Origin of the sequence: Massilia sp. TSP1-1-2 (genome assembly GCF_049896185.1) — a bacterium.
Classification (GTDB): Bacteria; Pseudomonadota; Gammaproteobacteria; order Burkholderiales; family Burkholderiaceae_D; genus Telluria_A.
The window spans coordinates 67,144-89,601 of record NZ_JAFCTU010000002.1; the positions used below are offsets into that span (position 1 = coordinate 67,144).

At 61.2% G+C, this 22,458-nt stretch carries 22 protein-coding genes and 1 tRNA gene; 5 read left to right on the plus strand and 18 right to left on the minus strand.

The window, feature by feature from the left end; translation table 11 throughout:
* The first annotated feature begins 28 nt into the window (after nt 1-28).
* On the plus strand, nt 29-367 hold the full coding sequence (locus ACP7BV_RS02265; protein ID WP_426101094.1) for a hypothetical protein: 339 nt from the start codon (nt 29-31) through the stop codon (nt 365-367).
* Between the two features lie 246 nt (nt 368-613).
* Here ACP7BV_RS02265 and ACP7BV_RS02270 read toward each other — a convergent pair whose 3' ends face one another.
* The 3 genes from ACP7BV_RS02270 to ACP7BV_RS02280 all read right to left on the minus strand — a co-directional run bounded on the left by ACP7BV_RS02270 (nt 614) and on the right by ACP7BV_RS02280 (nt 4,396).
* Nucleotides 614-2,278, minus strand: a complete 1,665-nt coding sequence (locus ACP7BV_RS02270; RefSeq protein ID WP_426101390.1) for a peptide chain release factor 3 — start codon at nt 2,276-2,278, stop codon at nt 614-616.
* Nucleotides 2,279-2,390: 112 nt separating this feature from the next.
* Nucleotides 2,391-3,734 (minus strand): sensor histidine kinase, encoded by a 1,344-nt coding sequence (locus ACP7BV_RS02275; protein WP_426101096.1) that lies wholly within the window; start codon nt 3,732-3,734, stop codon nt 2,391-2,393.
* Nucleotides 3,731-4,396, minus strand: coding sequence for a response regulator transcription factor (locus ACP7BV_RS02280; protein ID WP_426101098.1), 666 nt, complete (start codon nt 4,394-4,396; stop codon nt 3,731-3,733). Before ACP7BV_RS02280 ends, ACP7BV_RS02275 begins: the two co-directional genes overlap by 4 nt.
* Nucleotides 4,397-4,734: 338 nt before the next feature.
* Between ACP7BV_RS02280 and ACP7BV_RS02285 the strand changes: the two genes are divergently transcribed.
* A complete protein-coding gene (locus ACP7BV_RS02285; RefSeq protein ID WP_426101100.1) occupies nt 4,735-5,544 on the plus strand; it encodes a Crp/Fnr family transcriptional regulator in 810 nt (269 codons plus the stop codon).
* On the opposite strand, the gene ACP7BV_RS02290 is transcribed toward ACP7BV_RS02285, so the two are convergent.
* The 11 genes from ACP7BV_RS02290 to ACP7BV_RS02340 form a co-directional block, all read right to left on the minus strand.
* The gene (locus tag ACP7BV_RS02290; protein ID WP_426101102.1) at nt 5,444-6,970 is read right to left on the minus strand and encodes a CHASE3 domain-containing protein; all 1,527 of its coding nucleotides are present in this window, start codon (nt 6,968-6,970) and stop codon (nt 5,444-5,446) included. The two genes, ACP7BV_RS02285 and ACP7BV_RS02290, sit on opposite strands and share 101 nt — an antisense overlap.
* Nucleotides 6,971-7,245: 275 nt before the next feature.
* Nucleotides 7,246-7,878 carry a response regulator gene (locus tag ACP7BV_RS02295; protein ID WP_426101104.1) on the minus strand — a complete coding sequence of 211 codons (633 nt, stop codon included), beginning with the start codon at nt 7,876-7,878 and terminating at the stop codon, nt 7,246-7,248.
* A gap of 189 nt (nt 7,879-8,067) precedes the next feature.
* Entirely contained in the window at nt 8,068-8,472 is a 405-nt protein-coding gene (locus ACP7BV_RS02300) for a MerR family transcriptional regulator (RefSeq protein WP_426101106.1), read from the minus strand.
* A 19-nt stretch (nt 8,473-8,491) separates the two neighbouring features.
* Nucleotides 8,492-8,839 (minus strand): integration host factor subunit alpha, encoded by a 348-nt coding sequence (locus ACP7BV_RS02305; RefSeq protein ID WP_426101392.1) that lies wholly within the window; start codon nt 8,837-8,839, stop codon nt 8,492-8,494.
* Nucleotides 8,840-8,940: 101 nt separating this feature from the next.
* Complete coding sequence (gene pheT / locus ACP7BV_RS02310; protein ID WP_426101108.1) at nt 8,941-11,370, minus strand: phenylalanine--tRNA ligase subunit beta; 2,430 nt, start codon at nt 11,368-11,370, stop codon at nt 8,941-8,943.
* A gap of 51 nt (nt 11,371-11,421) precedes the next feature.
* On the minus strand, nt 11,422-12,438 hold the full coding sequence (gene pheS, locus ACP7BV_RS02315) for a phenylalanine--tRNA ligase subunit alpha (RefSeq protein WP_426101110.1): 1,017 nt from the start codon (nt 12,436-12,438) through the stop codon (nt 11,422-11,424).
* Between the two features lie 135 nt (nt 12,439-12,573).
* Nucleotides 12,574-12,933: a 50S ribosomal protein L20 gene (rplT, locus tag ACP7BV_RS02320; RefSeq protein ID WP_426101112.1), complete on the minus strand. Its 360-nt coding sequence runs from the start codon at nt 12,931-12,933 to the stop codon at nt 12,574-12,576.
* Nucleotides 12,934-12,959: 26 nt separating this feature from the next.
* Nucleotides 12,960-13,157, minus strand: a complete 198-nt coding sequence (gene rpmI, locus ACP7BV_RS02325) for a 50S ribosomal protein L35 (RefSeq protein WP_426101114.1) — start codon at nt 13,155-13,157, stop codon at nt 12,960-12,962.
* A gap of 313 nt (nt 13,158-13,470) precedes the next feature.
* Nucleotides 13,471-14,019 carry a translation initiation factor IF-3 gene (gene infC, locus ACP7BV_RS02330; RefSeq protein WP_426101394.1) on the minus strand — a complete coding sequence of 183 codons (549 nt, stop codon included), beginning with the start codon at nt 14,017-14,019 and terminating at the stop codon, nt 13,471-13,473.
* A 10-nt stretch (nt 14,020-14,029) separates the two neighbouring features.
* Nucleotides 14,030-15,937: a threonine--tRNA ligase gene (thrS, locus tag ACP7BV_RS02335; protein ID WP_426101116.1), complete on the minus strand. Its 1,908-nt coding sequence runs from the start codon at nt 15,935-15,937 to the stop codon at nt 14,030-14,032.
* 207 nt (nt 15,938-16,144) lie between these two features.
* Nucleotides 16,145-16,221 (minus strand) — tRNA-Val (locus ACP7BV_RS02340).
* A gap of 150 nt (nt 16,222-16,371) precedes the next feature.
* On the opposite strand from ACP7BV_RS02340, the gene ACP7BV_RS02345 reads away from it, so the two are divergent.
* From ACP7BV_RS02345 to ACP7BV_RS02355, 3 genes are all read left to right on the plus strand, one after another.
* A complete protein-coding gene (locus ACP7BV_RS02345; protein ID WP_426101118.1) occupies nt 16,372-17,289 on the plus strand; it encodes a cation diffusion facilitator family transporter in 918 nt (305 codons plus the stop codon).
* A 77-nt stretch (nt 17,290-17,366) separates the two neighbouring features.
* Complete coding sequence (locus ACP7BV_RS02350; RefSeq protein WP_426101120.1) at nt 17,367-18,272, plus strand: NAD(P)/FAD-dependent oxidoreductase; 906 nt, start codon at nt 17,367-17,369, stop codon at nt 18,270-18,272.
* 60 nt (nt 18,273-18,332) lie between these two features.
* The gene (locus ACP7BV_RS02355) at nt 18,333-19,151 is read left to right on the plus strand and encodes a class I SAM-dependent methyltransferase (protein ID WP_426101122.1); all 819 of its coding nucleotides are present in this window, start codon (nt 18,333-18,335) and stop codon (nt 19,149-19,151) included.
* Here ACP7BV_RS02355 and ACP7BV_RS02360 read toward each other — a convergent pair.
* Genes ACP7BV_RS02360 through ACP7BV_RS02375 form a run of 4 tightly spaced genes read right to left on the minus strand, consistent with a single transcriptional unit; the run spans nt 19,141 to nt 22,402 of the window.
* Entirely contained in the window at nt 19,141-19,980 is an 840-nt protein-coding gene (locus ACP7BV_RS02360; RefSeq protein WP_426101124.1) for a penicillin-insensitive murein endopeptidase, read from the minus strand. The two genes, ACP7BV_RS02355 and ACP7BV_RS02360, sit on opposite strands and share 11 nt — an antisense overlap.
* A 10-nt stretch (nt 19,981-19,990) precedes the next feature.
* Nucleotides 19,991-20,644, minus strand: a complete 654-nt coding sequence (locus ACP7BV_RS02365; RefSeq protein ID WP_426101126.1) for a hypothetical protein — start codon at nt 20,642-20,644, stop codon at nt 19,991-19,993.
* Nucleotides 20,641-21,582 carry an MlaD family protein gene (locus ACP7BV_RS02370; RefSeq protein WP_426101128.1) on the minus strand — a complete coding sequence of 314 codons (942 nt, stop codon included), beginning with the start codon at nt 21,580-21,582 and terminating at the stop codon, nt 20,641-20,643. The genes ACP7BV_RS02365 and ACP7BV_RS02370 overlap by 4 nt, the downstream gene beginning before the upstream one ends.
* Before the next feature lie 10 nt (nt 21,583-21,592).
* Entirely contained in the window at nt 21,593-22,402 is an 810-nt protein-coding gene (locus ACP7BV_RS02375) for an MlaE family ABC transporter permease (RefSeq protein WP_426101396.1), read from the minus strand.
* Between the last annotated feature and the right edge of the window lie 56 nt (nt 22,403-22,458).

The following is a 22,458-nucleotide window of genomic DNA, read 5'->3' on the forward strand; positions in this document are numbered from 1 at the left end:
ATCAAAGTTTAAAAATACAAGGATTAGCATGGACCGTTCACTCAAGGCTGCCCTGCTCTCGGGGCTGGTGTTCCCGGGCGTGGGCCAGCTGTTTCTCAAACGTCCCTTGCGCGCGCTGGCATTTTTGGCGCCGGCGTTGCTGGCGGCCATTTATTTCAGCAGTGCCGTGCTGGAGCCGGTGTTTGCCATCGCCAATGAGATCACCAACGGCAGCATGGTGCTGGACCCGATCCTGATTGAGCAGCGGATCGCGCAGAGCCACATTGACACCGGCATGCTGAACCTTGCCGCGCTGGTGATGGTTGCGGTCTGGATCGCCAGTACGGTCGACGCCTGGCGGCTGGGCCGCACCACTGCTGCAACGTAGGGCGGATGTCAATCCGCCATGCGTGGGCAGTGTTGGCGCATGCATGGCGGATTTCATCCGCCCTACGATAGGCCAACGCGCCGCTGTAGGGGGGATGCCAATCAGCCATGCGTGGGCCGTGTTGGCGCAAGCATTGGCGGATTGCATCCGCCCTACGATAGGCTAAATCGTGGTTGTAGGGCGGATGCCAATCCGCCATGCGTGGGCCGTGTTGGCGCATGCATGGCGGATTTCATCCGCCCTACGTTAGGCCAGCTTGGCGGCGTGTTCGCGCGTGGCGTGAAACTTCAGCTTCGGCCAGCGCTCTTCGGTCAGGCGCAGGTTGACGTTCGACGTCGCCAGGTAAGCCATATTGCCGGCCGCGTCATAGGCCACGTTGTGCCCCAGCGCCGCTTCGAAGTCCGCCAGCACCCGCTTGTCCTCGCCGCTGACCCAGCGCGCGCTGCTGATGCTGGTGCCCTCGAACACGGCATCAACGCCGTATTCGTTGAGCAAGCGGCTGGCCACGACTTCGAACTGCAGCACCCCGACCGCGCCGAGCACCAATTCGGCGCCCTGCACCGGCTTGAACACCTGCACCGCGCCCTCTTCACCGAGCTGCTGCAAACCCTTGTGCAACTGCTTGATCTTGAGCGGATTGCGAATCCGCACCGAGCGGAAAAAGTCCGGCGCAAAATACGGGATGCCCGTAAATACCAGCATCTCGCCTTCTGAAAAACTGTCGCCGATCTGCATGTTGCCGTGATTGGGCAAACCGATGATGTCGCCAGCGTAGGCTTCTTCGACCTGCTCGCGCGAGGAAGCCATGAACGTCACCACCGACGAGACCTTGATTTCACGCCCAAGGCGCAGGTGCTTGACCTTCATGCCGCGCTCGAAGCGCCCCGAACAGACGCGCAAAAACGCGATGCGGTCGCGGTGCGCCGGGTCCATGTTGGCCTGGATCTTGAAAACGAAACCGGTGAACGCCTGCTCACTCGGCGCCACCACGCGCAGCGTGGCGTCGCGCTCGCGCGGGGCCGGCGCCCAGTCGACCAGCGCCGACAGGATCTCGCGCACGCCGAAGTTGTTGATGGCCGAGCCGAAGAATACGGGCGTCTGCACGCCCGCCAGAAACTGCTCCAGGTCGAAAGGATGCGAGGCGCCGTGCACCAGCTCCACTTCCATCTTGAGCTGCTCGATCTCGAGCGGGAACATCTCGGACAGGCGCGGATTGTCGATGCCCTTGACGACTTCGAAGGCGCCGTCCGCTTTTTCTTCGCCGGCCTTGAACAACATGATCTCGTCGCGCAGCAGGTGGTACACGCCGCGAAAATTCTTGCCCATGCCGATCGGCCAGGTCACCGGCGCGCATTGAATCTTGAGCACCGATTCCAGTTCGTCGAGCAGTTCGAGCGGATCGCGGCATTCGCGGTCCATCTTGTTCATGAAGGTGACGATCGGCGTATTGCGCATGCGGCAAACGGCCAGCAGCTTGATGGTCTGCGCTTCGACACCCTTGGCCGCATCGATCACCATCAGGGCCGAGTCGACCGCCGTCAGCACCCGATAGGTGTCTTCCGAAAAATCCTGGTGACCGGGGGTGTCGAGCAGGTTGATGACGTGCTCGCGATGCTCGAACTGCATCACCGACGAGGCCACCGAAATGCCGCGCTGCTTTTCGATCTCCATCCAGTCGGACGTGGCGTGGCGCCCGCTTTTACGCGCCTTGACCGTGCCGGCCATCTGGATCGCGCCCGAAAACAACAGCAGCTTTTCGGTCAGCGTGGTCTTGCCGGCGTCCGGGTGGGAAATGATGCCGAAGGTGCGCCGGCGCGCGACTTCGCGCGCGATCAGGGCCGGGGCCGTCTGGCGGCTGCTTGCCGCACCGCTGTCGGCGTCGGTCATTATTGGTTCGATATCGTTGGCCATTTTCTCAGCCATAGCTTGGCCTTTTGTACAAAACCCTCGATTTTACCGATTCTTGCCCTGTCCGTGTGAACTGATTGGCGGGCAAGCGGGACGACCGGGGGTGCGCCGGGGTTCAGTTGCGCGGAAAACGCACCGACAGCAGCATGCCAGCATTGCCCTCGCCGCCGCCGATGGCAACGGTGGCGCCGTGGGCCAGCGCAATGTCGCGCACGATGGCCAGGCCCAGGCCGCTGCCGGCGCTCTTGTCGTCGAGCCGCACGAAGCGTTCGAACACCATGCTGCGCTGCTGCGGCGCGATGCCGGGGCCCGAGTCCTCGATCTCGAGCACGCCGTGGCCGTCGTCAAGATAGCAGCGCACCGTCACCGTGCCGCGCGGCGGCGTGTAGCGCACCGCATTGTCGACCAGGTTGTCGATCAGGTCGCGCAGCAAAAAGCTGTCGCCCGCCACTGGCGTGGGCAGCAAGTCGAAGCCGATGTCGATCTGCTTCTTGCCCGCTTCGTCGACAAAATACTGCACCACCTGTTCCACCAGGCGCGCCAAATCGATCGTCTCTAGCCGCGTTCTTTCAAAGCGGCTCGGTTCGGCGCGCGCCAGTGCCAGCAGCTGGTTCGACTGGCGGATCATGCGTTCGTTCGAGACCAGCATCAGCTGCACCGAATGGACCGTGTCCGGGTCGCTCGCGTGGCGCGCCGCCAGGTGCTCGAGCTGCAGCTTGAAGCCGGCCAGGGGCGTACGCAGCTGGTGCGCCACATCGGCCAGAAAATCGTGCTGGGCGCTGGCGCCTGCCTGCACTTTGTCGAGCAATTCGTTAAAGGCGCCCACCACCGGCGCCAGTTCGTACGGGACGTCGCCGCCGTCGATCGGCGCCAGGTCGCCCGCCTCGCGCCGGTTCAGGTTGGCCCGCATGCGCGCCAGCGGCAGCAGGCCGCTGGAGACCGAAAACCAGGTCAGCCAGACCAGGGCCAGCGTGATCACGGTTTCGAGCAGGACCAGCGCGCGCACCACCGCCGAACGGATCTGCAAACGCTTGCGCATGGTTTTGGCCACGCCGATCTGGATCGCCTCGCCGCCGGCGCGCGCGCTGCGAAACGCCACCCGCACCGGCTCGTTGTTGATGCTGGCGTCATAGGCGCCGCTTTCGCCGGCGCGCGCACGCGGGAAGCCGGCGTCGCCGGCCAGCAGGCGCCCGGCGCTTGACCTGACCGAAAAGTAAAAGGCATCGACGTCGTTGGCGCGCAGGACTTGCTCGGCTTCGGCCGGCAAGTCAATCGTCGCACCGCCGGCGCCGGCGCGCAGGCGCAGCGACAAGGCACCGGCGGCGTCTTGCAACCCCTGGTCGAACGCGATCTGGGCCGGCATCCACGCCAGCATGTAGGTCAGGCCGGCGCCGGCCAGATTGACCAGCAGGATCGGTCCGATCAGGCGTTTCAGAAGGCGCAGCCGGATGCTGTTCACGCGCTATGTTCGAGCATGTAGCCAAAACCGCGGATGGTGCGGATCGACACGCCCGCGTCGGCGATTTTCAGGCGCACGCGCGAAATGTACACTTCGACGGCGTTGGTGGTCAGGTCGTCGCCCCACGGCAGGATGGCGTCGATGATCTGCTGCTTGGACACCACGCGCCCGCTTTGCTGGAGCAGGTATTCAAGCACCGCCCATTCGCGCACCGACAGTTCGACCGTGCGTCCGTCGACCAGGGCGCGCCGGGTAAACGTGTCGAGCGTCAGGCGTCCCAGCGTCAGCACGGCCGGCTTGGGCGCATTGCGCCGCGCCAGCGCCTTGATGCGCGCCACCAGTTCGGCCGTGGCGAACGGTTTGACCAGGTAGTCGTCGGCGCCCAGTTCAAGGCCGCGCACCCGGTCTTCGATGGCGTCGCGGGCAGTGAGCAGCAGCACCGGCACGTTGGACCCGCGCGCGCGCAGGCGGCGCACGACCTCGAAGCCGTCGATGCCGGGCAGGCCGATGTCAAGCACCACGACCGCCACTTCAGCGCGTTGCAGCAGCACGTCGGCCGCGCTGCCATTGCCCACCACGTCAATGACCATGCCATGGCTTTGCAATATGCGGGTGAGCCCGTCGGCAAGGACAGCGTCATCTTCCACCAGTAGGACGTGCATGGGTGCGATTCGGTAGTTGCAGGAACGCACATTATGCGACATTTAAGCAGGCTCGCCCAAGCCGCCGGGCAAAATGCGGTCGCCACGTCGGGTCGCATGGGTGCACTTCAACCCCTCTGATCATATTTTCCTGAAAACATAGCGGAAATACGGACCGTTTTCAGGCTTTTCTCCCAGTAGGACCAGGACTACATAATATTATGCATACAGCCTACATAGGGGCGACTGCTAATCTTATGTTCGCCAACACACAATAGCTTTAATGTTCACACATCGCGTTTCTGCCGGGTTGTCCGCAGAGCGTCCATGGTGTGATGCATAGATAGTGAGGAAAACAAATGAACAACACTCAACTTGGTGGTACCGCGCAAAAGGCGCAGACCGTAAACCAGATTCCTGTCGGTTCGCAGGAGTTGAAAGTTGTGTCCCGGCCCGTTGTCAGCTACAGCGGCACCCAGCAGAACGAATTGCTGGCCGCCCTGCCCCGCCATGATCTGGAGTCGCTCTTCGAGCACCTGGAACTGGTGGCTCTCCCTTTTGGCAAAGAATTGTTTGAATACGGCAGCAAGCTTCAAAATGTGTATTTCCCCACCACCGCGATCGTCTCGCTGCTGTACGTCATGGAAGACGGCGCCACCACCGAAATCGCTGTCGTCGGCCATGAAGGCGTGGTCGGCATGTCGCTGTTCATGGGCGAGCGCGCCATGTGCAGCGCCGTGGTCCAGAGCGCGGGTTATGGCTACCGCCTCAAGACCCAATACCTGCGCGACGCGTTCAACCAGGGCGGCGCGCTGCCCCAGTTGCTGATGCGCTACACCAATGCCCTGTTCGCGCAGATGGCGCAAAACGCCGTGGGCGGTCGCCACAGCTCAATCGAGCAAAAGCTGTGCCGCTGGCTGCTGGACCGGCTCGACCGCTCCGCCTCCAACGAACTGAAGGTTACGCAGGAGCTCATTTCGATCATGCTGGGCGTGCGCCGCGAAAGCATCACGGCGGCGGCCGGCAAGCTGCAGGACGACGGCTTGATTCAATACCGCCGCGGCAACATTACCGTACTTGACCGTCAAGGTCTGGAGGCGTATGCGGGTGAATGCTACAAAGTGGCAAAGACGGAATATGACCGGCTGCTGATGGATGTGGCGCGCTAAACGGTAACGGGGACAGCTTTTCACGCTGTCCTTTTTTTTCGTTATCGGCCGGCTCGCCCAGCGGTATGCTGGCCTTGACGCACGTGCCGCGGCCCTGCATGCCGCGTGCGATGCTCAAGCTGCCGCCCAACAGAAAGGCACGCTCGCGCATGCCCAGTAAGCCGTGCGACTTGGGCTTGGCCAGTTCTTGCGCATCGATGCCAACCCCGTTGTCCATGATTTCCAGTGCCAGCATGTCGCCTTCGCGCGCGATGTGCACGGTGACCTGGCTGGCCTGGGCGTACTTGGCGACGTTGTTGAGTGACTCTTGGACGATCCGAAATACGGCGATCGACTGCATCGCGCCGGCGCAATCGATATCGCCTACGACCAGCGCTTCGCAGTCGAGCCCGGTGACGCGGCCAAAGTCGCCGCAATAGCTTTGCAGCGCCATTGACAGGCCCAGGTTGTCGAGCATGCTGGGGCGCAGATCTTCGACGATGCGCCGCTTCAATTCCACGGTATCGAGCAAGGTGCCCCGTGCACGGTCGAGCATGCCGGCCAGTGCGGGGGCGGTGGTGCGGAGGCGGTCGGCCACGGCATTGATATCAATGTTGATCGCCGTCAGATTCGCGCCCATTTCGTCGTGCAGCTCGCGCGCCAGCCGGGCTTTTTCCTTTTCGCTCACGCTGATGAGGTGGCGCGACAGCACCGACAGTTGCTCGGTGCGCAGCGCCACCGTCGACTCCAGGTTGTCGTTTGCGTTTTGCAATGCGCACGCGCTGGCCAGGCGGGCGTGAAAGGCGCGCCGGATCAGGCGATAGAACAGCGCCAGGACCAGGATTGCCACCGCATTGATGCCGATCCCGGCGATCACCGCGTACTGATATTCATTGTAGAAAGCGCCGCGGCGCGCGGCCAGCAACTCGTTCTGTTCCTGCACCATGATGACGACCTGCAGCCGGATCTCGTCTTGCAGCGTCTTGTCGTCATGGGTGCCGGCGATGGCCACGATATCGTTCAGCCCGCCCTTGCGATAGACCTCGAGCGCCTGGTACATGGTTTCGAGCTTGCGCGTGACGAGCGCACGCAACTGGGCCAGGTTCTTGCGCTGCGACGGGCTGTCGGCCAGCAGCACATTCAGTTCGGCAAACTGGGCGTCGATCTCCCCGCTGGCGGTGCGCAGCGGGCCCAGGTAGACCTCGGAACCGGACAGGAAGTAGCCGCGCAGGCTGCTCTCGGCATCCATCACCAGCACGTTCAGATACTGGACCTGGTCGGCCACCTTGGCCGTTTGGCTCTGGACCGAATTGGCCCCCTTGAGGGAGGAAAGGTTATGAAACAGACTGACGCCGTTTGCGACCAGGATCAGCATGCAGATCAGGGCGACGACGGTTTGATACCAGGGTAAACCTGCTTTGACCGGTGGGTCAGTGGTGAAATACATCCGGCGTCCTTTGCAACCTAGTCGTGGAGGCAATTATAGCCCTGCTCAAGCGAAACGCTGCCGAGCATATTTGGCAGGTGGTCGCAATGACAAGAACGCGTACAGGGTGGGATGAGGAAATACCAGCTGACCTGGGCGCAGGTTGCGCAGGTCAGCATAATCGGCGTCTGGTAGGGTGGAAAAGCGCGAGCGCATTCCACCATGGATGCGCCACGTTGCCGCACGCATGGCGCAATGCGCTCGCGCTTTTCCGCCCTACTTTCGTGCTCGAATGGTTAATCGAGCAGGTTGTTTTTCATGGCGTAATACGTCAGGTCGCTGTTCGACTGCAGCCCCATTTTTTCCATGATGCGCGTGCGGTAGGTGGACACGGTCTTGATGCTGAGCGAGAGTGCAACGCCGATATCGGACACGGTTGCACCCTTGGCAAGGCGCAAAAATACCTGGAACTCGCGGTCTGACAATTCCGTGTGCAAAGCCGTGCTCGGATCGCGGTCAAAACTTTGCGCGAGCAGCTCGCCCACCGTGGAACTGACGTAGCGCCGGCCCTGAAACACCGTGCGCACGGCCGTTTTGAGTTCGTCCGCCTCGCACTCCTTGTTCAGATAACCGTTGGCGCCCATCTTGAACAGGTTGAGCGCGTACTGCTGCGCCGGATAGCCCGACAAAATGAGCACAGGCAAATTGGGCTGCCCCTGGCGAATGGTGCGCAGGATATCAATGCCGCTCTGGTCGGGCATGGCAATGTCGAGCAACAGCACGTCGCAAATTTCGCGCCGTGCAATGTCGAGCGCTTCGCGCCCGGTTGCGCCTTCGGCGACGACGTCAAAGTCGCTGGAAGACGAAAAAATCTGTTTGAATCCTGCTCGTACTATCTGGTGATCGTCACAAATGGCAACGCGTATCATTGTCTTCCCTTAAATTTTCCCTGATATAGGAAAGAGCCCGGCCTACCTTAGCCCGGTACTGCGCATCCATTGGTATTCTAGCACCGTGATTGTTTTGTACAAACACGGGAGAATCCGAACAACGCGCAACACGGCAAGGAGGTGCACAAGGGTGGAGTGGTCATTATATAGGAGACAAGCCCCTACGGTTCACACGCCCGGCGTGAGCAGCGCGAGTATGGCCGTCAGTTCGGCGCGCAGGAAGGCGTTGTCGAGCCGCGCCGTCACAACCTCCATGGCGCCGTTGTCAGGCGCGTCATCAACCGGTACTTCGCCACCACGGCCGTCGAGCTTGTTGCGCGCACCGCTGATCGTAAAGCCCTGTTCGTACAACAATTCGCGAATACGGCGTATCAATAACACCTCGTGGTGCTGATAATAACGGCGATTCCCACGTCGTTTGACTGGCTTTAGCTGGGTAAATTCCTGCTCCCAGTAGCGAAGGACGTGCGGTTTGACGCCGCACAACTCACTGACTTCACCAATGGTGAAGTAGCGCTTGGCTGGAATGGCCGGCAGCACAATCAGATCAGTCTTGCTCGGACGATCATTCATAAATTGCTTCTATCGCCGGTTAAGCGGCACGGGACAGGGGGCTGGTTTCTTCAACCATCCCCTTGAGCTTCTGGCTCGCGTGGAACGTGACGACGCGGCGGGCAGTGATCGGGATTTCTTCCCCGGTCTTGGGATTGCGCCCCGGCCGTTGCGGCTTGTCGCGCAGCTGGAAGTTGCCAAAGCCGGAGAGCTTGACCGCTTCGCCACGCTCGAGCGCATTGCGGATTTCGTCAAAAAACGTCTCGACCATGTCTTTCGCTTCACGCTTGTTCAGACCGACCTGCTCGAACAACAGTTCAGCAAGCTCGGCCTTGGTCAAGGTCGGTAAATCTTTCTCGGCCTCCTGGCGCACCTTGGCGTCAAGCATCGCGCGATGCAGGTCGGCAGCCAGTGCCGATTGGAGTACGGCCGAATCCACGTCGTTGTTATTAATTTTCCAGCCCCGCCTTAAATTTCTGTGCTCTTCGATTATGAACGCAGCTTCGCGTCATGTTTTTTCTTCGCAGCGTCGCTCATGGCCGTCATCACACCGTCGACCAACTCGTCCTGCAAGGTGTTTTGAGTATCTTGCAAGCTAAAGCGGAAAGCAAGGCTTTTTTCGTCCGATTCGACCCGTTCGCCGCGATATTCATCAAACAAAACAATGGCTTGCACAATCTTTCCAGCGGGATTGGCCGCCAGTTCCGCTGAAAAAGTATCGATCAAATCTTGCATCGCGACGGTTTGCTTGACGACCAGCGACAGGTCGCGCGTGGCGCCTGGAAACTTCGAAATCTCATTATATTCCGGCACAACACGTTGTTGCAAGGCAATAGCATCCACCTCGAACAGCACCGGCGCGAGCGGCAAGTCGTACTTTTGCAGCCAGCGCGGATGCAGTTCGCCGATGAAGCCAATTTCCTGGCCGTCCAGTTCAATGGCTGCCGAGCGGCCCGGATGCAGCGCCGGGTGCGCGGTTTTTACAAACCGTAGCACGCGCGGTGCGAACATCGCCTCAACGTCGGCCTTGACGTCGAAATAGTCCACCACCCGATTCGGCTTGGCGGCCCACTGTTCGTCCAGCGCAGGGCCGTAGGCAATAGCGGCGACGCGCTTGGGCTGGTCAAAACCGGCCACGGACAGCGGGCCATCCACGGCCTGCGCATTGCGCTTGAAGACGGCGCCCACTTCGAACGCGCGCACCCTGCCCGCCTTGCGGTTCAGGTTGTAACGCACGTTGGCCACCAGGCTGCCGATCAGCGACGAGCGCATCACGCCCATCTGGCTGGCGATCGGATTTTGCAGCTTGATCTGGTCGGTATTGGCCGAAAAATCGGCTTCCCACTGCGACTCGACAAAGCTCATGTTGACCACTTCCTGGTATCCAAGGTCGGCCATCTGGTGGCGCACGGCGAACAGCGAGCGCGTGTTCTCGGGCGCCAGGATGATCTGGCTGGCAGCCACTGGCGGCAGCGCAGGAATGTTCTCGAAGCCGTACACGCGCGCGACTTCTTCGATCAGGTCTTCCTCGATCTCGATGTCGAAACGGTAGGACGGCGAGGTCACCGAAAACAAGCCAGGCTGCTGCGTGAACGGCAGGCCAAGGCGGGTGAAAATGTCGGCCACCATGGCGTCGGTGACGGGCACGCCGATGACTTTTTGCGCGCGCGCGGTGCGCAGCAGGACCGGAGCGCGCTGCGGCAGGTTGGCGACAATGTCATCCACCGGGCCAACCACGGTCTGGGTGGTGCCGCAAATTTCCACGATCAGCGCGGTGATGCGCTCGATGTGTTCCACCGTCGTCGCAAAATCAACGCCGCGCTCGAAGCGGTGCGCCGCATCGGTCGAAAAATTCAGGCGCCGCGCGCGGCCCTGGATCGCGTTCGGCCACCAGAAGGCCGCTTCAAGGTAGATGTTCTCGGTGTCGAGCGAGACGGCCGTGGCGTCGCCACCCATGATGCCGGCCAGCGATTCAAGTTCCTTGTCGTCGGCAATCACACCAAAAAATGCGTCGATCGCGATGGTGGTGCCGTTCAAGAGCTTGAGCGTTTCGCCCGGCTTACCCCAGCGCACATCCAGGCCACCATGGATTTTATCGAGGTCGAACACGTGCGACGGCCGGCCCAGTTCGAGCATCACGTAGTTGGAGATGTCGACCAGGGCCGACACCGGGCGCTGGCCGCTGCGCTCAAGGCGCTGGCACATCCACTGCGGCGTGACCGCCTTGGCGTTCAGGCCGCGGATCACGCGGCCCGAAAAGCGCCCGCACAAATCCGGCGCGCTGATTTTGACGGGCAGTATCTCGCTGCCGTTCACCGGTACGGTGCGCATTAACGGCATCACCAGCGGCGTGCCGGTCAGCGCCGACACTTCGCGCGCCACGCCCAGCACCGACAGGCAGTCCGCCTTGTTTGGCGTGAGCTTGATGGTAAATTTGAGGTCGTTCAGGGCCAGGTAGTCGCGGATGTTCTGGCCGACCTGTGCGCTCGGATCAAGTTCCATCAGGCCGCTGCTCTCTTCCGAGATCTTCAGTTCCTTGGCAGAGCACATCATGCCTTGCGACTCGACGCCGCGCAGTTCGCCCACCTTGATGAGGAACGGCTTGCCGTCCGCGCCCGGCGGCAGCACGGCGCCGGCCATGGCGCAAATGGCCTTCATCCCGGTGCGCACGTTGGGCGCGCCGCAGACGATGTTGAGCAGCGTGCCGGTGCCCACGTTGACCTTGCAAACGTTCAGCCGGTCCGCGTTGGGGTGGCGCGTCACTTCCAGTACTTCAGCGACGACGACGTTCGAGAACGGCGGCGCGACGGCTTCGACTTCTTCGACCTCGAGGCCGGACATGGTCAGCAAATGGGCCAGTTCATCCGACGTCAGGGCCGGATCGACCATCGTACGCAGCCAAGTTTCAGAAAATTGCATATCTATTCGCCTTTAAAGCAAAGATCTTGTTGTCTTGATGAGTTATCTTGATTAATTAAATTGCTTCAGGAAGCGCAGATCGCCTTCGTAGAACAGGCGCAGGTCGTTGATCCCGTAGCGCAGCATCGTCAAGCGCTCAAGGCCGGAGCCGAACGCGAAGCCGATAAACTTTTCAGGATCCAGGCCAAAGTTCCTGACCACCGTCGGATGCACCTGGCCGGCGCCCGACACTTCCAGCCAGCGTCCTTTGAGCGGGCCGCTGCCAAACGCAATGTCGATTTCCGCCGACGGTTCGGTGAACGGAAAATACGAGGGGCGAAAGCGCACCTGCAGATCGTCGGTCTCGAAGAACGCCTTGACGAAGGCGAGGTAGACGCCCTTCAGGTCGGCGAACGAGATGTCTTCGGCGATCCACAGGCCTTCAACCTGGTGGAACATCGGCGAGTGCGTTGCATCGCTGTCGACGCGGTAAGTGCGGCCGGGCGCGATGACCTTGATCGGCGGCGTATGGGTGCGCGCATAGCGCACCTGCATCGGGCTGGTGTGGGTGCGCAGCAGCAAAGGCTTACCGGTGCTGTCGTTGCCTTCCACGTAAAAGGTGTCCTGCATCGACCGGGCCGGATGGTTTTCCGGGCTGTTGAGGGCCGTGAAGTTGGTCCAGTCGGTTTCGATTTCGGGGCCGTCGGCCACATCGAAGCCGATCGAGCGGAAGATCTCCTCGACCCGCTCCCAGCTGCGCATCACGGGGTGAATGCCACCCATCGAGCGCCCGCGCCCGGGCAGCGTGACGTCAATGGCTTCCGCGTTCAGGCGCGCGTCGAGAATGGCGTTGGCCAGCGCATCGCGGCGCTCGGTCAGGGCGGTCTCGATCTGCACTTTGGCGGCGTTGATCAGCGCGCCCTGGGTTTTTTTCTGGTCGGGATCGAGTTTACCGAGTCCCTTCATCTGTTCGGTGATCTGGCCGGTCTTGCCAAGGTACTTGGCTTTGGCGTTTTCGAGTGCGGCAGCGTCTGGGGCGGCGCTAAAGTCAGCCTGGGCCGAGACGACGAGGTCTTCGAGGGAATTCATGCGATGTCTTTTTTTGGTTGAAGATTGAGCCAAGACGCGTCGCGCGCGCGCCACAATCAAAAACGGGGCACAGGTTTGAACCTCTGCCCCGCTTCGTGGCGCCACCCGGGGGCGGCGCCTGACATGATCACAAGCTTACGCTGCGATTTTTGTCTTTACTGCGGCGACAATCGCGGCGAACGCCGGCTTGTCCATCACAGCCATATCGGCCAGGACTTTACGGTCCAGTTCGATAGATGCTTTCTTCAAGCCGTTCATGAATACGCTGTACGTTACGCCATGCTCACGGGAAGCGGCGTTGATACGGGCGATCCACAGGCGGCGGAATACGCGCTTCTTGTTGCGGCGATCGCGGTAAGCGTATTGGCCGGCGCGCATGACTGCTTGCTTGGCAACACGGTATACCTTGCTGCGGCGACCACGGTAGCCTTTAGCTTGGACAAGAATTTTCTTGTGACGGGCACGAGCGGTAACCCCACGTTTTACTCTAGGCATAGTATCTCCTTAAATTGAGTGTGAGATTAAGCAGACGGCATCATACGCATGACGGAACGTACATCCGCAGCGTCGACGTTCGTGATTCCGCGCAATTGACGCTTGCTCTTGGTGGTTTTCTTGGTCAGGATGTGGCGCTTGAAAGCGTGACCCGCTTTGACGGTTCCACCTGGACGCACGCGAAAACGTTTCTTCGCGGAGCTTTTGGTCTTCATTTTAGGCATAGTAGTTCTGTCCTTCCGGACAGCTCCAGTAGCAGGATTGCAGGTGGCAACAACGCGCTGCGCTTAGATGCCTGCTTTCACATGATTCCTCATTCTTTGCAGAACGAAGCCCGAGATCATAACACAGATGTGTCGAAAAAAATACATTTTCAACGAAATGTAGGGCGGAAAAGCGAAGCGCATTCCGCCATAAGCCGCCGGGGACTCATGGCGGAATGCGCTACGCTTTTCCGCCCTACGGGTGTAACCTGTGCCAACTTTTTGCGCCGGCGTCGAACCGGGGTCCGACCCCGCGCCAACACGACTCGACGGCTTACTTCTTCTTTTTTGGCGACAGGATCATGATCATCTGGCGGCCTTCCATCTTCGGGAATTGCTCGACCTGGCCGTACGGCTCCAGATCAGCCTTCAGACGTTCCAGCATGCGAAAGCCAATGTCCTGGTGCGCCATCTCACGGCCGCGGAAACGCAGTGTGATCTTGGTTTTGTCGCCTTCGTCCAGGAACTTGATCAGGTTACGCAGCTTGATATTGTAGTCACCATCATCGGTACCCGGACGGAATTTGACTTCCTTCACGAGGATGATCTTTTGCTTCAATTTCGCTTCGTGGGCCTTTTTCTGCTCCGAATACTTGAACTTGCCGTAGTCCATGAGGCGGCATACCGGCGGCTGCGCCGTCGGAGCGATTTCGACCAGGTCGACGTTAGCCTCTTCGGCCAGACGAAAAGCTTCGGCCAGGCTCACAATGCCAAGCGGCTCGTTTTCCACCCCCGATAAACGCATTTCAGGGGCGGTGATTTCGCCATTGATGCGATGTGACTTGTCAGTAGCTATGTTGTTTCCTTTTAATGTCTGATGAATTAGCCGCGCGTCAAGCTTTGGAATCGATCTCGGTTTTGAGTCGCTCCACGAGGGCTTCGATGGACATGACGCCCAAATCGACATTGCCCCGTGCTCGCACGGCCACAGTGTTGGCATCCCGCTCTTTGTCGCCGATCACAAGGATATATGGCAGTTTTTGGACGGAATGTTCGCGTATTTTATAGGTTATCTTCTCGTTTCGCAAATCAGCGTGAACGCGGTACCCGGCTTTGCGCAGTTGCGAAGCAATTTCCTTCGTATAATCGGCCTGCGCATCCGAAATGTTCAGGACAGCGATCTGCACCGGCGCCAGCCACAATGGCATCGCGCCGGCATGGTTTTCGATCAGGATACCGATAAAACGTTCGAGCGAACCGACGATCGCGCGGTGCAGCATGACCGGCACCTGGCGCGAGTTATCCATCGCCACGTACTCGGCGCCGAGTCGCTCCGGCATGAAGAAGTCCACTTGCATGGTGCCCACCTGCCAAGGACGGCCGAGACTATCTTTCAGGTGGTATTCGATCTTCGGCCCGTAAAAAGCGCCCTCGCCCGGCAACTCGGTCCAGGTGACGCCGCAGGCGCGCAAACCCGAACGCAGCGCTTCTTCCGCTTTATCCCACACTTCGTCCGTACCGATGCGGTTATCCGGACGCAGCGCCAGTTTGACGTCAATATTTTCAAAATGGAAGTCGGCATACACTTCCATCGCCTGTGTGTGAAACGCAACAACTTCAGGCTGGATCTGCTCGTCGGTGCAAAAAATGTGGCCATCATCCTGCGTAAAACCCCGCACGCGCATGATGCCGTGCAGCGCGCCGGACGGCTCGTTGCGGTGGCACTGGCCGAATTCGCCGTAGCGCAGCGGCAAGTCGCGATAACTGCGCATGTTGCTGTTGAAAATTTGCACGTGACCGGGACAATTCATCGGCTTAAGCGCGTAGGAGCGGTTTTCCGATTCCGTCACGAACATGTTTTCGCGATAGTTATCCCAGTGGCCAGTTTTGCCCCACAGGCTGCTGTCGAGAATCTGCGGCGCCTTGACTTCGTCGTAGCCGTTGACCTGGTACTTGTGGCGCATGTATTGCTCCACCTGCTGCCAAATGATCCAGCCCTTTGGATGCCAGAACACCAGGCCCGGCGCCTCTTCCTGGAAGTGGAAAAAGTCGAGCTGCTTGCCCAGCTTGCGGTGGTCGCGCTTTTCCGCTTCTTCAAGATTGTGCAGGTACAGTTCCTGATCTTCCTTCTTGGCCCAGGCCGTGCCGTAGATGCGGGTGAGCATTTCATTTTTCGAGTCGCCGCGCCAATAGGCGCCGGCCACCTTCATCAGCTTGAATACCTTGAGCTTGCCGATCGACGGTACGTGCGGGCCGCGGCACAGGTCGGTGAAGCCGCCCTCGGCATACAGCGACACGTCTTCCCCGGCAGGAATCGAGCCGATGATTTCGGCCTTGTAATCTTCGCCGATGGACTTGAAGTAGGCAACCGCTTCGTCGCGCGGCAAGACGGTGCGGGTGACTTTTTCATCCTTCTTGACCAGCTCGCCCATCTTTTTTTCGATGGCAGCCAGGTCTTCCGGCGTGAACGGACGCTTGTAGGCGAAGTCATAGTAAAAGCCGTTCTCGATGACCGGGCCAATGGTGACCTGCGCTTCCGGAAACAGCTCCTTGACCGCGTAGGCCAGCAAATGCGCCGTCGAGTGGCGAATCACGTCCAGGCCTTCGGGGTCCTTGTCGGTAATGATCGCCAGCTCGGCGTTCTGCTCGATCAGGAAGGACGTATCGACGACCTTGCCGTCGACCTTGCCGGCCAGCGCCGCCTTGGCAAGTCCGGTGCCGATGCTGGCGGCGACCTGGGCTACGGTGACTGGGCCGTCGAACTGGCGCTCGGAACCATCGGGAAGTCGGACTGAAAGCATGCTGTTCTCCTGAACATGAAACGAAATGGTGTGTCGATCAAAAACGCGGACGAAAAAAAACGCGGGCTAGCCGCGTTTACTTTTCGTAGAGCAAAAGGAATCACCTCGACTAGTGTCGCTGGAACAACTCCGTCGTAGTTCGCGGTGTCATAACCATGATGCCTTTCTCACTTTTACTGACTACTACCGTTTTTAAAACTCTTAATCTGGTGGGCGGTGAGGAATTCGAATCCCCGACCCCTTGGATGTCGACCAAGTATTCTAACCAGCTGAACTAACCGCCCGAAGACCAATATTATAGAGAGGCATTTCGAGAAGCACAAGGGCTTTTTAAGAACTAAATATATCACACATAAAAACCCTGTCCGGCGCCGCGAAACACGGGCTAGGGACGGGCCTGCGCCGGGCCGGGAATTTTATATTACACTTTAAGCATGCCATCCAACACACCCCCTTCACCGTCCGCGCACCTGCACGCCCACCACCAGGGTGACGCCAAGCACGTGCACGTGACTGAAGAGCGCAGCAATAGCGCACTGGCCGTAGCGCTCATGCTCACGCTGCTGTTCGCCGTCGTGGAAGTCGTGTTCGGATTGATTTCCAATTCGCTGGCGCTCGTGTCGGACGCCGGCCACATGGTGACCGACGCCGCCTCGCTCGGCCTGGCGCTGCTGGCCCAGATGATTGCCAAGCGCCCTCCTTCGGCGCGCAATTCCTTTGGCTATGGCCGGGCCGAAGCGCTGGTCGCATTCGTCAATGGCCTGGCGATGCTGCTTGTGGTCGGCTGGATCGTGTTCGAGGCTGTGCAGCGCTTTTCCGCGCCGCGCCCGGTTGCGGGCCTTACCGTCCTGATCGTCGCCAGCATCGGCCTGGCGGTCAATCTGGGCGTGGCTTGGCTGCTCGCGCGTGACCAGGCCAGCATCAACACGCGCGCGGCGCTGGTGCACGTGATGGGCGACGTGCTCGGCTCGATTGCCGCCATCGTGGCCGGCGCCGTCATCTGGCTCTCGGGATGGATGCAGATCGACCCGCTGCTGTCGATCGTGGTGTCGCTGCTGATCCTCAAGTCTACCGCCGCCATCTTGCGCGAGTCCTATCATTCGCTGATGGAGGGCGTGCCGCACGCGATCGACTACCTGCAGGTGGGCGCCGACCTGGCGCAAGTGCCCGGCGTGCTGTCGGTGCATGACTTGCATGTATGGGACATGTCGCCCGGACAGCCGGCGCTGATCGGGCACCTGCACATCCGCAGCATGCGCGAATGGCCGCAAGTGCTGGCCTTGGTCCACCAGATGCTGCTTGCCAAACACGGCATCGATCATGTAACCCTGCAGCCAGAGGCCCACGATTAAACCTTGTCGTCCCCGTCTTACCTGACGGCGGCGCGCGCACCGATGCACGCCCTGTTACGCCGCATCCAGAATGCAGCATGGACAATGTATATGACACCCTGATTATCGGCGGCGGCCCGGGCGGACTGACAGCGGCGGTCTACTTGCGCCGTTTTAGGCGCGAAGTGATGCTCGTCGACAAAGGCAACAGCCGCCTGGACTTAATTCCTGTGACCCATAATTTCCCTGGTTTTCCAGACGGCATACGGGGACTGCAACTGCTGGACAACTTGCGCTGCCAGCTCGGCAGATATGGCGGCGCGGTCACGCCGGGCGAGGTCAGCGGGCTGCGGCGCGAGGGCGACTGCTTCGTGGCCGCATTCGAAGGGGGCGAAGTGCGCTCGCGTACCGTACTCATTGCCACCGGCATCGCCGACGCCGGCTTGCCGGTGGAAAACTGGCGCGAGGCAGTCGCTGCGGGCGCGGTGCGCCTGTGCCCCGTGTGCGACGGATTCGACGTGCTCGACAAGCGCATTGCGATCGTCTCGTCACCCGAAAACCCGGTCAGCCACGCGCTGTTCATGCGCACCTTCAGCGCCAGCGTCACGCTGTTCGAGCGCGACCGGGAGTCCGCCATGCCCGCAGAACACCAGCAGCAGTTGCGCGACGCTGGCGTGCGCTACATCGCCTCGCCGGTGCTGGGCGTGACCATGTCGCACGCCATGAAGCCAGTGATCCACACGGAAGATGGCGAAGACCATCATGCCGACGTGGTGTACCCGATGCTCGGCGAGAGCGCCCGCTCCGACCTGGCGGCGGGGCTTGGCGCGGCGACCGCCGACTGCCTGGCGCTGGAGGTGGATGAATACCAGTGCACCACGGTTGCAGGCTTGTACGCCATCGGCGACGTGGTCAAGGGCTTGAATCAGATCAGCGTGGCCGCGGGACACGCGGCCATTGCCGCCACGCATATTCACAACACGCTGCCGCGCCGCTTTCGCTGAACAAAATCACAGGACGCTGGTCCAAACGAGTACGCAATAGCGCGTGCAAGGAGATGCGGCATGAATCCGATCAGCCCTGAAATGGAGGCGCTCAAGGCGCGCCTCAAGACAACCTGGATGTCCGGCGACTATGCGCATTTCGCACAATACATGGAACCGGGCGCGCTTGAATTTCTCTCTCGCTTGCACATTCCGCCGGGCGCGCACATGCTCGACGTCGCTTGCGGCGCCGGCCAGATCGCCATTCCTGCGGCCCGTGCGGGGGTGCGCGTGATCGGCGTGGACATCGCCTCCAACCTGGTCGCCAAGGCACGCGCGCGTGCAGCCGCGTCCGGCGTCAATGTTACCTTTGATGAAGGCGACGCCGAGATGCTGCCCTACGGCGACGCTTCATTTGACATCGTGGTCAGCCTGATCGGCGCCATGTTCGCGCCGCGCCCCGACCTGGTGGCCGCCGAACTGTTGCGGGTATGCCGCCCGGGCGGGCGCATTGCCATGGCCAACTGGACGCCGGAAGGCCACGTTGGCCAAATGTTCAAGGTTGTTGGCAGTCATGTGCCGCCGCCACCGCTGATGGTGTCGCCACTGAACTGGGGCGACACTGCCACCGTGCGTGACCGGCTGGGACCGGGATGCACCAGCGTTGCGGCGGAAAAGCGCATGTATCCCATGCGCTATCCATTTCCGCCTGCGGAAGTGGCACAATTTTTCTTTGAATATTACGGCCCCACGGTGCGCGCCCTGGCCGCGCTCGACGATGTCAGCAAGGCAGGCTTGCGCAAGGATTTGGTCGAACTTTGGACGCGCAACAATCAGGCGACCGATGGTACGACGCGGGTGGAGGCGGAATATTTGGAGGTCGTCGCGCTCAGAGCTTAGTTTCTGGTGAAGGGCCGGCGACGTTTATAACGCCGCTTGCTCTCCGGCGAAAAATGAGGTGCTGCGCGGGGACGTGGAGGCCTTGGTTTGCAAGTGCTTGCAAGTCGCGTTTGGCAGGCCAATGATCCATTGCCGCGCCCTTCGGCACGCCTGGTTGGCAAGGAAGAGAAAAATCAACGTGATAATGCTCGTCATGGCGCACCCACGGCTTGGCGACCATGAACGGAATATTTTTCTTGACCCAGGGACCGCGCGGGCTTGCCCACAGCATGGCCAAAAACTCCCGCGCGAGAATAACGTTGGCGATCCGCGCGCCATGGGCGCGGGCAGCGGCGTCTAGCTGGTACAGGTGTTCTGCCAGCGCCGGGAAATCGATGCGCAACTGCTGGTATCTGGCATTGCGATCGAATTCGATGTCATAGCCGAAACGCGCTTTTCCCTGGGTGGGCAACGCCACAGACACGTCCCGCGCATCGCGCACCGGCACGAAAAAATCGATCGACAAACCGTTCTGATGCGTCCTGTGCGGCTTGAACAGCCCGCCCGAGGCCAGCCCCGTCTCGCCGTACACATAGCGATTGGCCGGCGAACCGGCGTTCAGGCGCGCATACGCGTCAACCACGATGGCGGCGCTGGTGGCGTGCAGATAGGTGCGTCCGGCGCCTGCCGCCACCGTGCTGTAGGCGGAAAAATTGTCGCCTTCAAGGGGCAGCTGGACGCCGCCCTCCAGGCGCCCCTTGCCTGGCCTGCCGTAGCATTGACTGGCAGCGGCCGGCGGCAATGGCGCCACGACTGCAATTGCCAGTGCAAGGCGAAGTGCGCGCCTCATCTTGCGCGCCTCATTTGGTCAGCAGCGCCAGGTCGATGCGGCGCTGTAGACGCGCCGCTTGCGCGCTGTCGCCCGCCTCGCTGGCGCGCTTTAGCGCCACGCCAAGCCACATGAGCAGCGGCCGGCGCCAGCCTTGCAATGAGGCTGTCTCGGTCGCGACGTGGATATCGGCGGGGGACATGCGCCCTGCCTTCATCAGCACGCCCGCCGCCACCAGTTGCGAGAGCGGGTCGGCAATGGCGCCGATGCCGCCCTTGCCCTGCACGATGGCGCGGTGCTGCTCGGGCAGCAAGGCGGCGTCGAGCCCCTGCCAGTGGCCCGCCAGGTAGTTGGCATAGGCGCGCTCGTTGACGGTGGCATCCTGCGCCAGCGCCAGAAAACCCGGGCAGTCATCGTATTCCAGGCTGGCCACGCGCGTGGCGCAGCGATAAAGTTCGGCGTGCGCCACCAGGTCGGGCCGGCCGGTGCTGGCCATCTCGACGCGGGCGCGCGTAAATTCCGATTCTGCCGCGCCGCTGTCGCCTTTCAGGTAAGCCTGGCTGAAGCTCTTGAGCGAGCCGCTGGCATTCGACTTCCAGTCCGGCTGCACCGGTTTGCTACCGCAGGCCGCCAGTCCCAGGCAAAGGCCAAGGGATAGTGGAATGACTAAGAAAATCTTGTTCATGGAAGCTTCAACTCCGTCTCGCGTGTAAAGGGCCACTTGCGGTTGATTTCGTCGATCAGGCGCGTCACCTTGCGCAGGCTGGCGTCGACCTCGCTGCGCAGCGCGCCGATGTCCTTGGTCGCTTCGTTGGCGTTGCCCGCCACTTTCTGCGCTTCGGCCAGCACTGCATCGACTTTTTTCAAGCTCGCACTGGCGTCTTTCAACACCACGTTCAGCTGGCGCACGGCGGTTTGCGCGTCGTCCATCACACCCTGCTTGCCAAATACGCGCTGGTCGGCCTTGATCAGCAACGAGTCGACCCGGTGCAGCGTCTGCATCACCTTGCGCGCCTCGGCCTCGCCGCCAAGGGCGCCACCCAACACGCCGTACTTGCCGCCAAAGCGCCCGGTCAGCGTCTCGATATTGGCCAGGCTATTGTTGATCGCCGAGCCGCTGCTGGTCATGCTCTCGAGGTTTTCGAGCAGCGTGCGCGCGCTGGCGACGAGCTTGGGAATTTCAGCGGCGGTGTCGCCGCGCAGCACGGTGCGCATCGCGTCTTCTTCGATCGGCGGGTCGGACAAAATGCCCGAATAGGCGCGGATGCGCGTCTCGCCAACCATGCTCTTTTCCATCGTGAACACGCTCGAGACGCGCAGCCACTTGGCGTCCTTGCGATTGATGTCGACCAGGATGCGCGCCTTGCCGTCCGGCGCCAGTTCGACGCGCTGCACGCGCCCGATGGGAAAGCCGGAGAACGTCACGTCCATGCCGGGGATGACGCCTTCGGAGTCTTCCGACACCAGCACCAGGCGCTGGGTGCTCTCGAACACGCCGCGCGCGTACATCACGTACAGCAAAAAGGTCGCCACCAGCGCGGCCATCAGCACCAGCAGGATTACTGCCTTGATTTCGACATGGGCGATGGGTTCGGCGGGGGCGTCGGCTTCGTTTTCAGTCATGCTCGCTCTCTTAAATGTATTTGACGGCCAGCGAACCGGCCTCGATGACCAGCAATACGAACAGCAGCCGTATCGCGCCCGGCTGCACGGTCGACGAAGACCGGCGGCCGAAGCGGTGCAACTCCAGGATGGCGGCGGTCGGGATCACGGCCACCGCCAGCCCGAAAAAAATCGTCTTGGCGACAAAGCCGACCGTCACCGCCGGGTTAAACACGCGCCCGACGGTGCGCGTGTAGTCGAGCACGCCCCAGGGCGAAGCGCCGTACACGCTGATGTAGGCCAGCACCAGCACGATCACGCTGCTGACCATGGCCAGGCTCAAGACGGCAAAGGCATTGGCGATCACCTGCGGCACCAGTTCGCGGCGCAGACGGTTTTGCGCGGCGGCCGATTTGTCGGGCTGCGCATTGGCGGCGACGGCCAGCGCGCGCGCGTCGCCGGCGTTGAACGCCAGGCCCGCACGCAGGGCCACGAACATGGCCGCGGTCAGGGGAATGAGTTCGAGCACCAGCACCCGCACCACCATCTCGAGCGCATAGCGCGACAGGCCGTAGCTCAGCGCGGTCACGACCACGATGCGGATCAGGACCAGGCTCACCAAGGCTGCCAGCAGCGTGAACCAGGGCAGCACCTCCCAGGTGCTGGTGTAGATGTAGCGCGAAGTGGTGAGGCGGTTCTCGCGGTTGTAGGTGGACGGCGAAAACGCCATCACGAGCGCGATGGCGCCCAGGTGGACCATGTACCACCAGCTGGCCACGAAGCGAAACACGAAGCCGCCCCATTCGGAGGGTTTGGCGTAAAGGAAGGAGTGGGGGCGCATCGGGTCCATTGTCTTATCAAAAACCATAGCTATAGCGTGATGCTGCCGCCACTGAA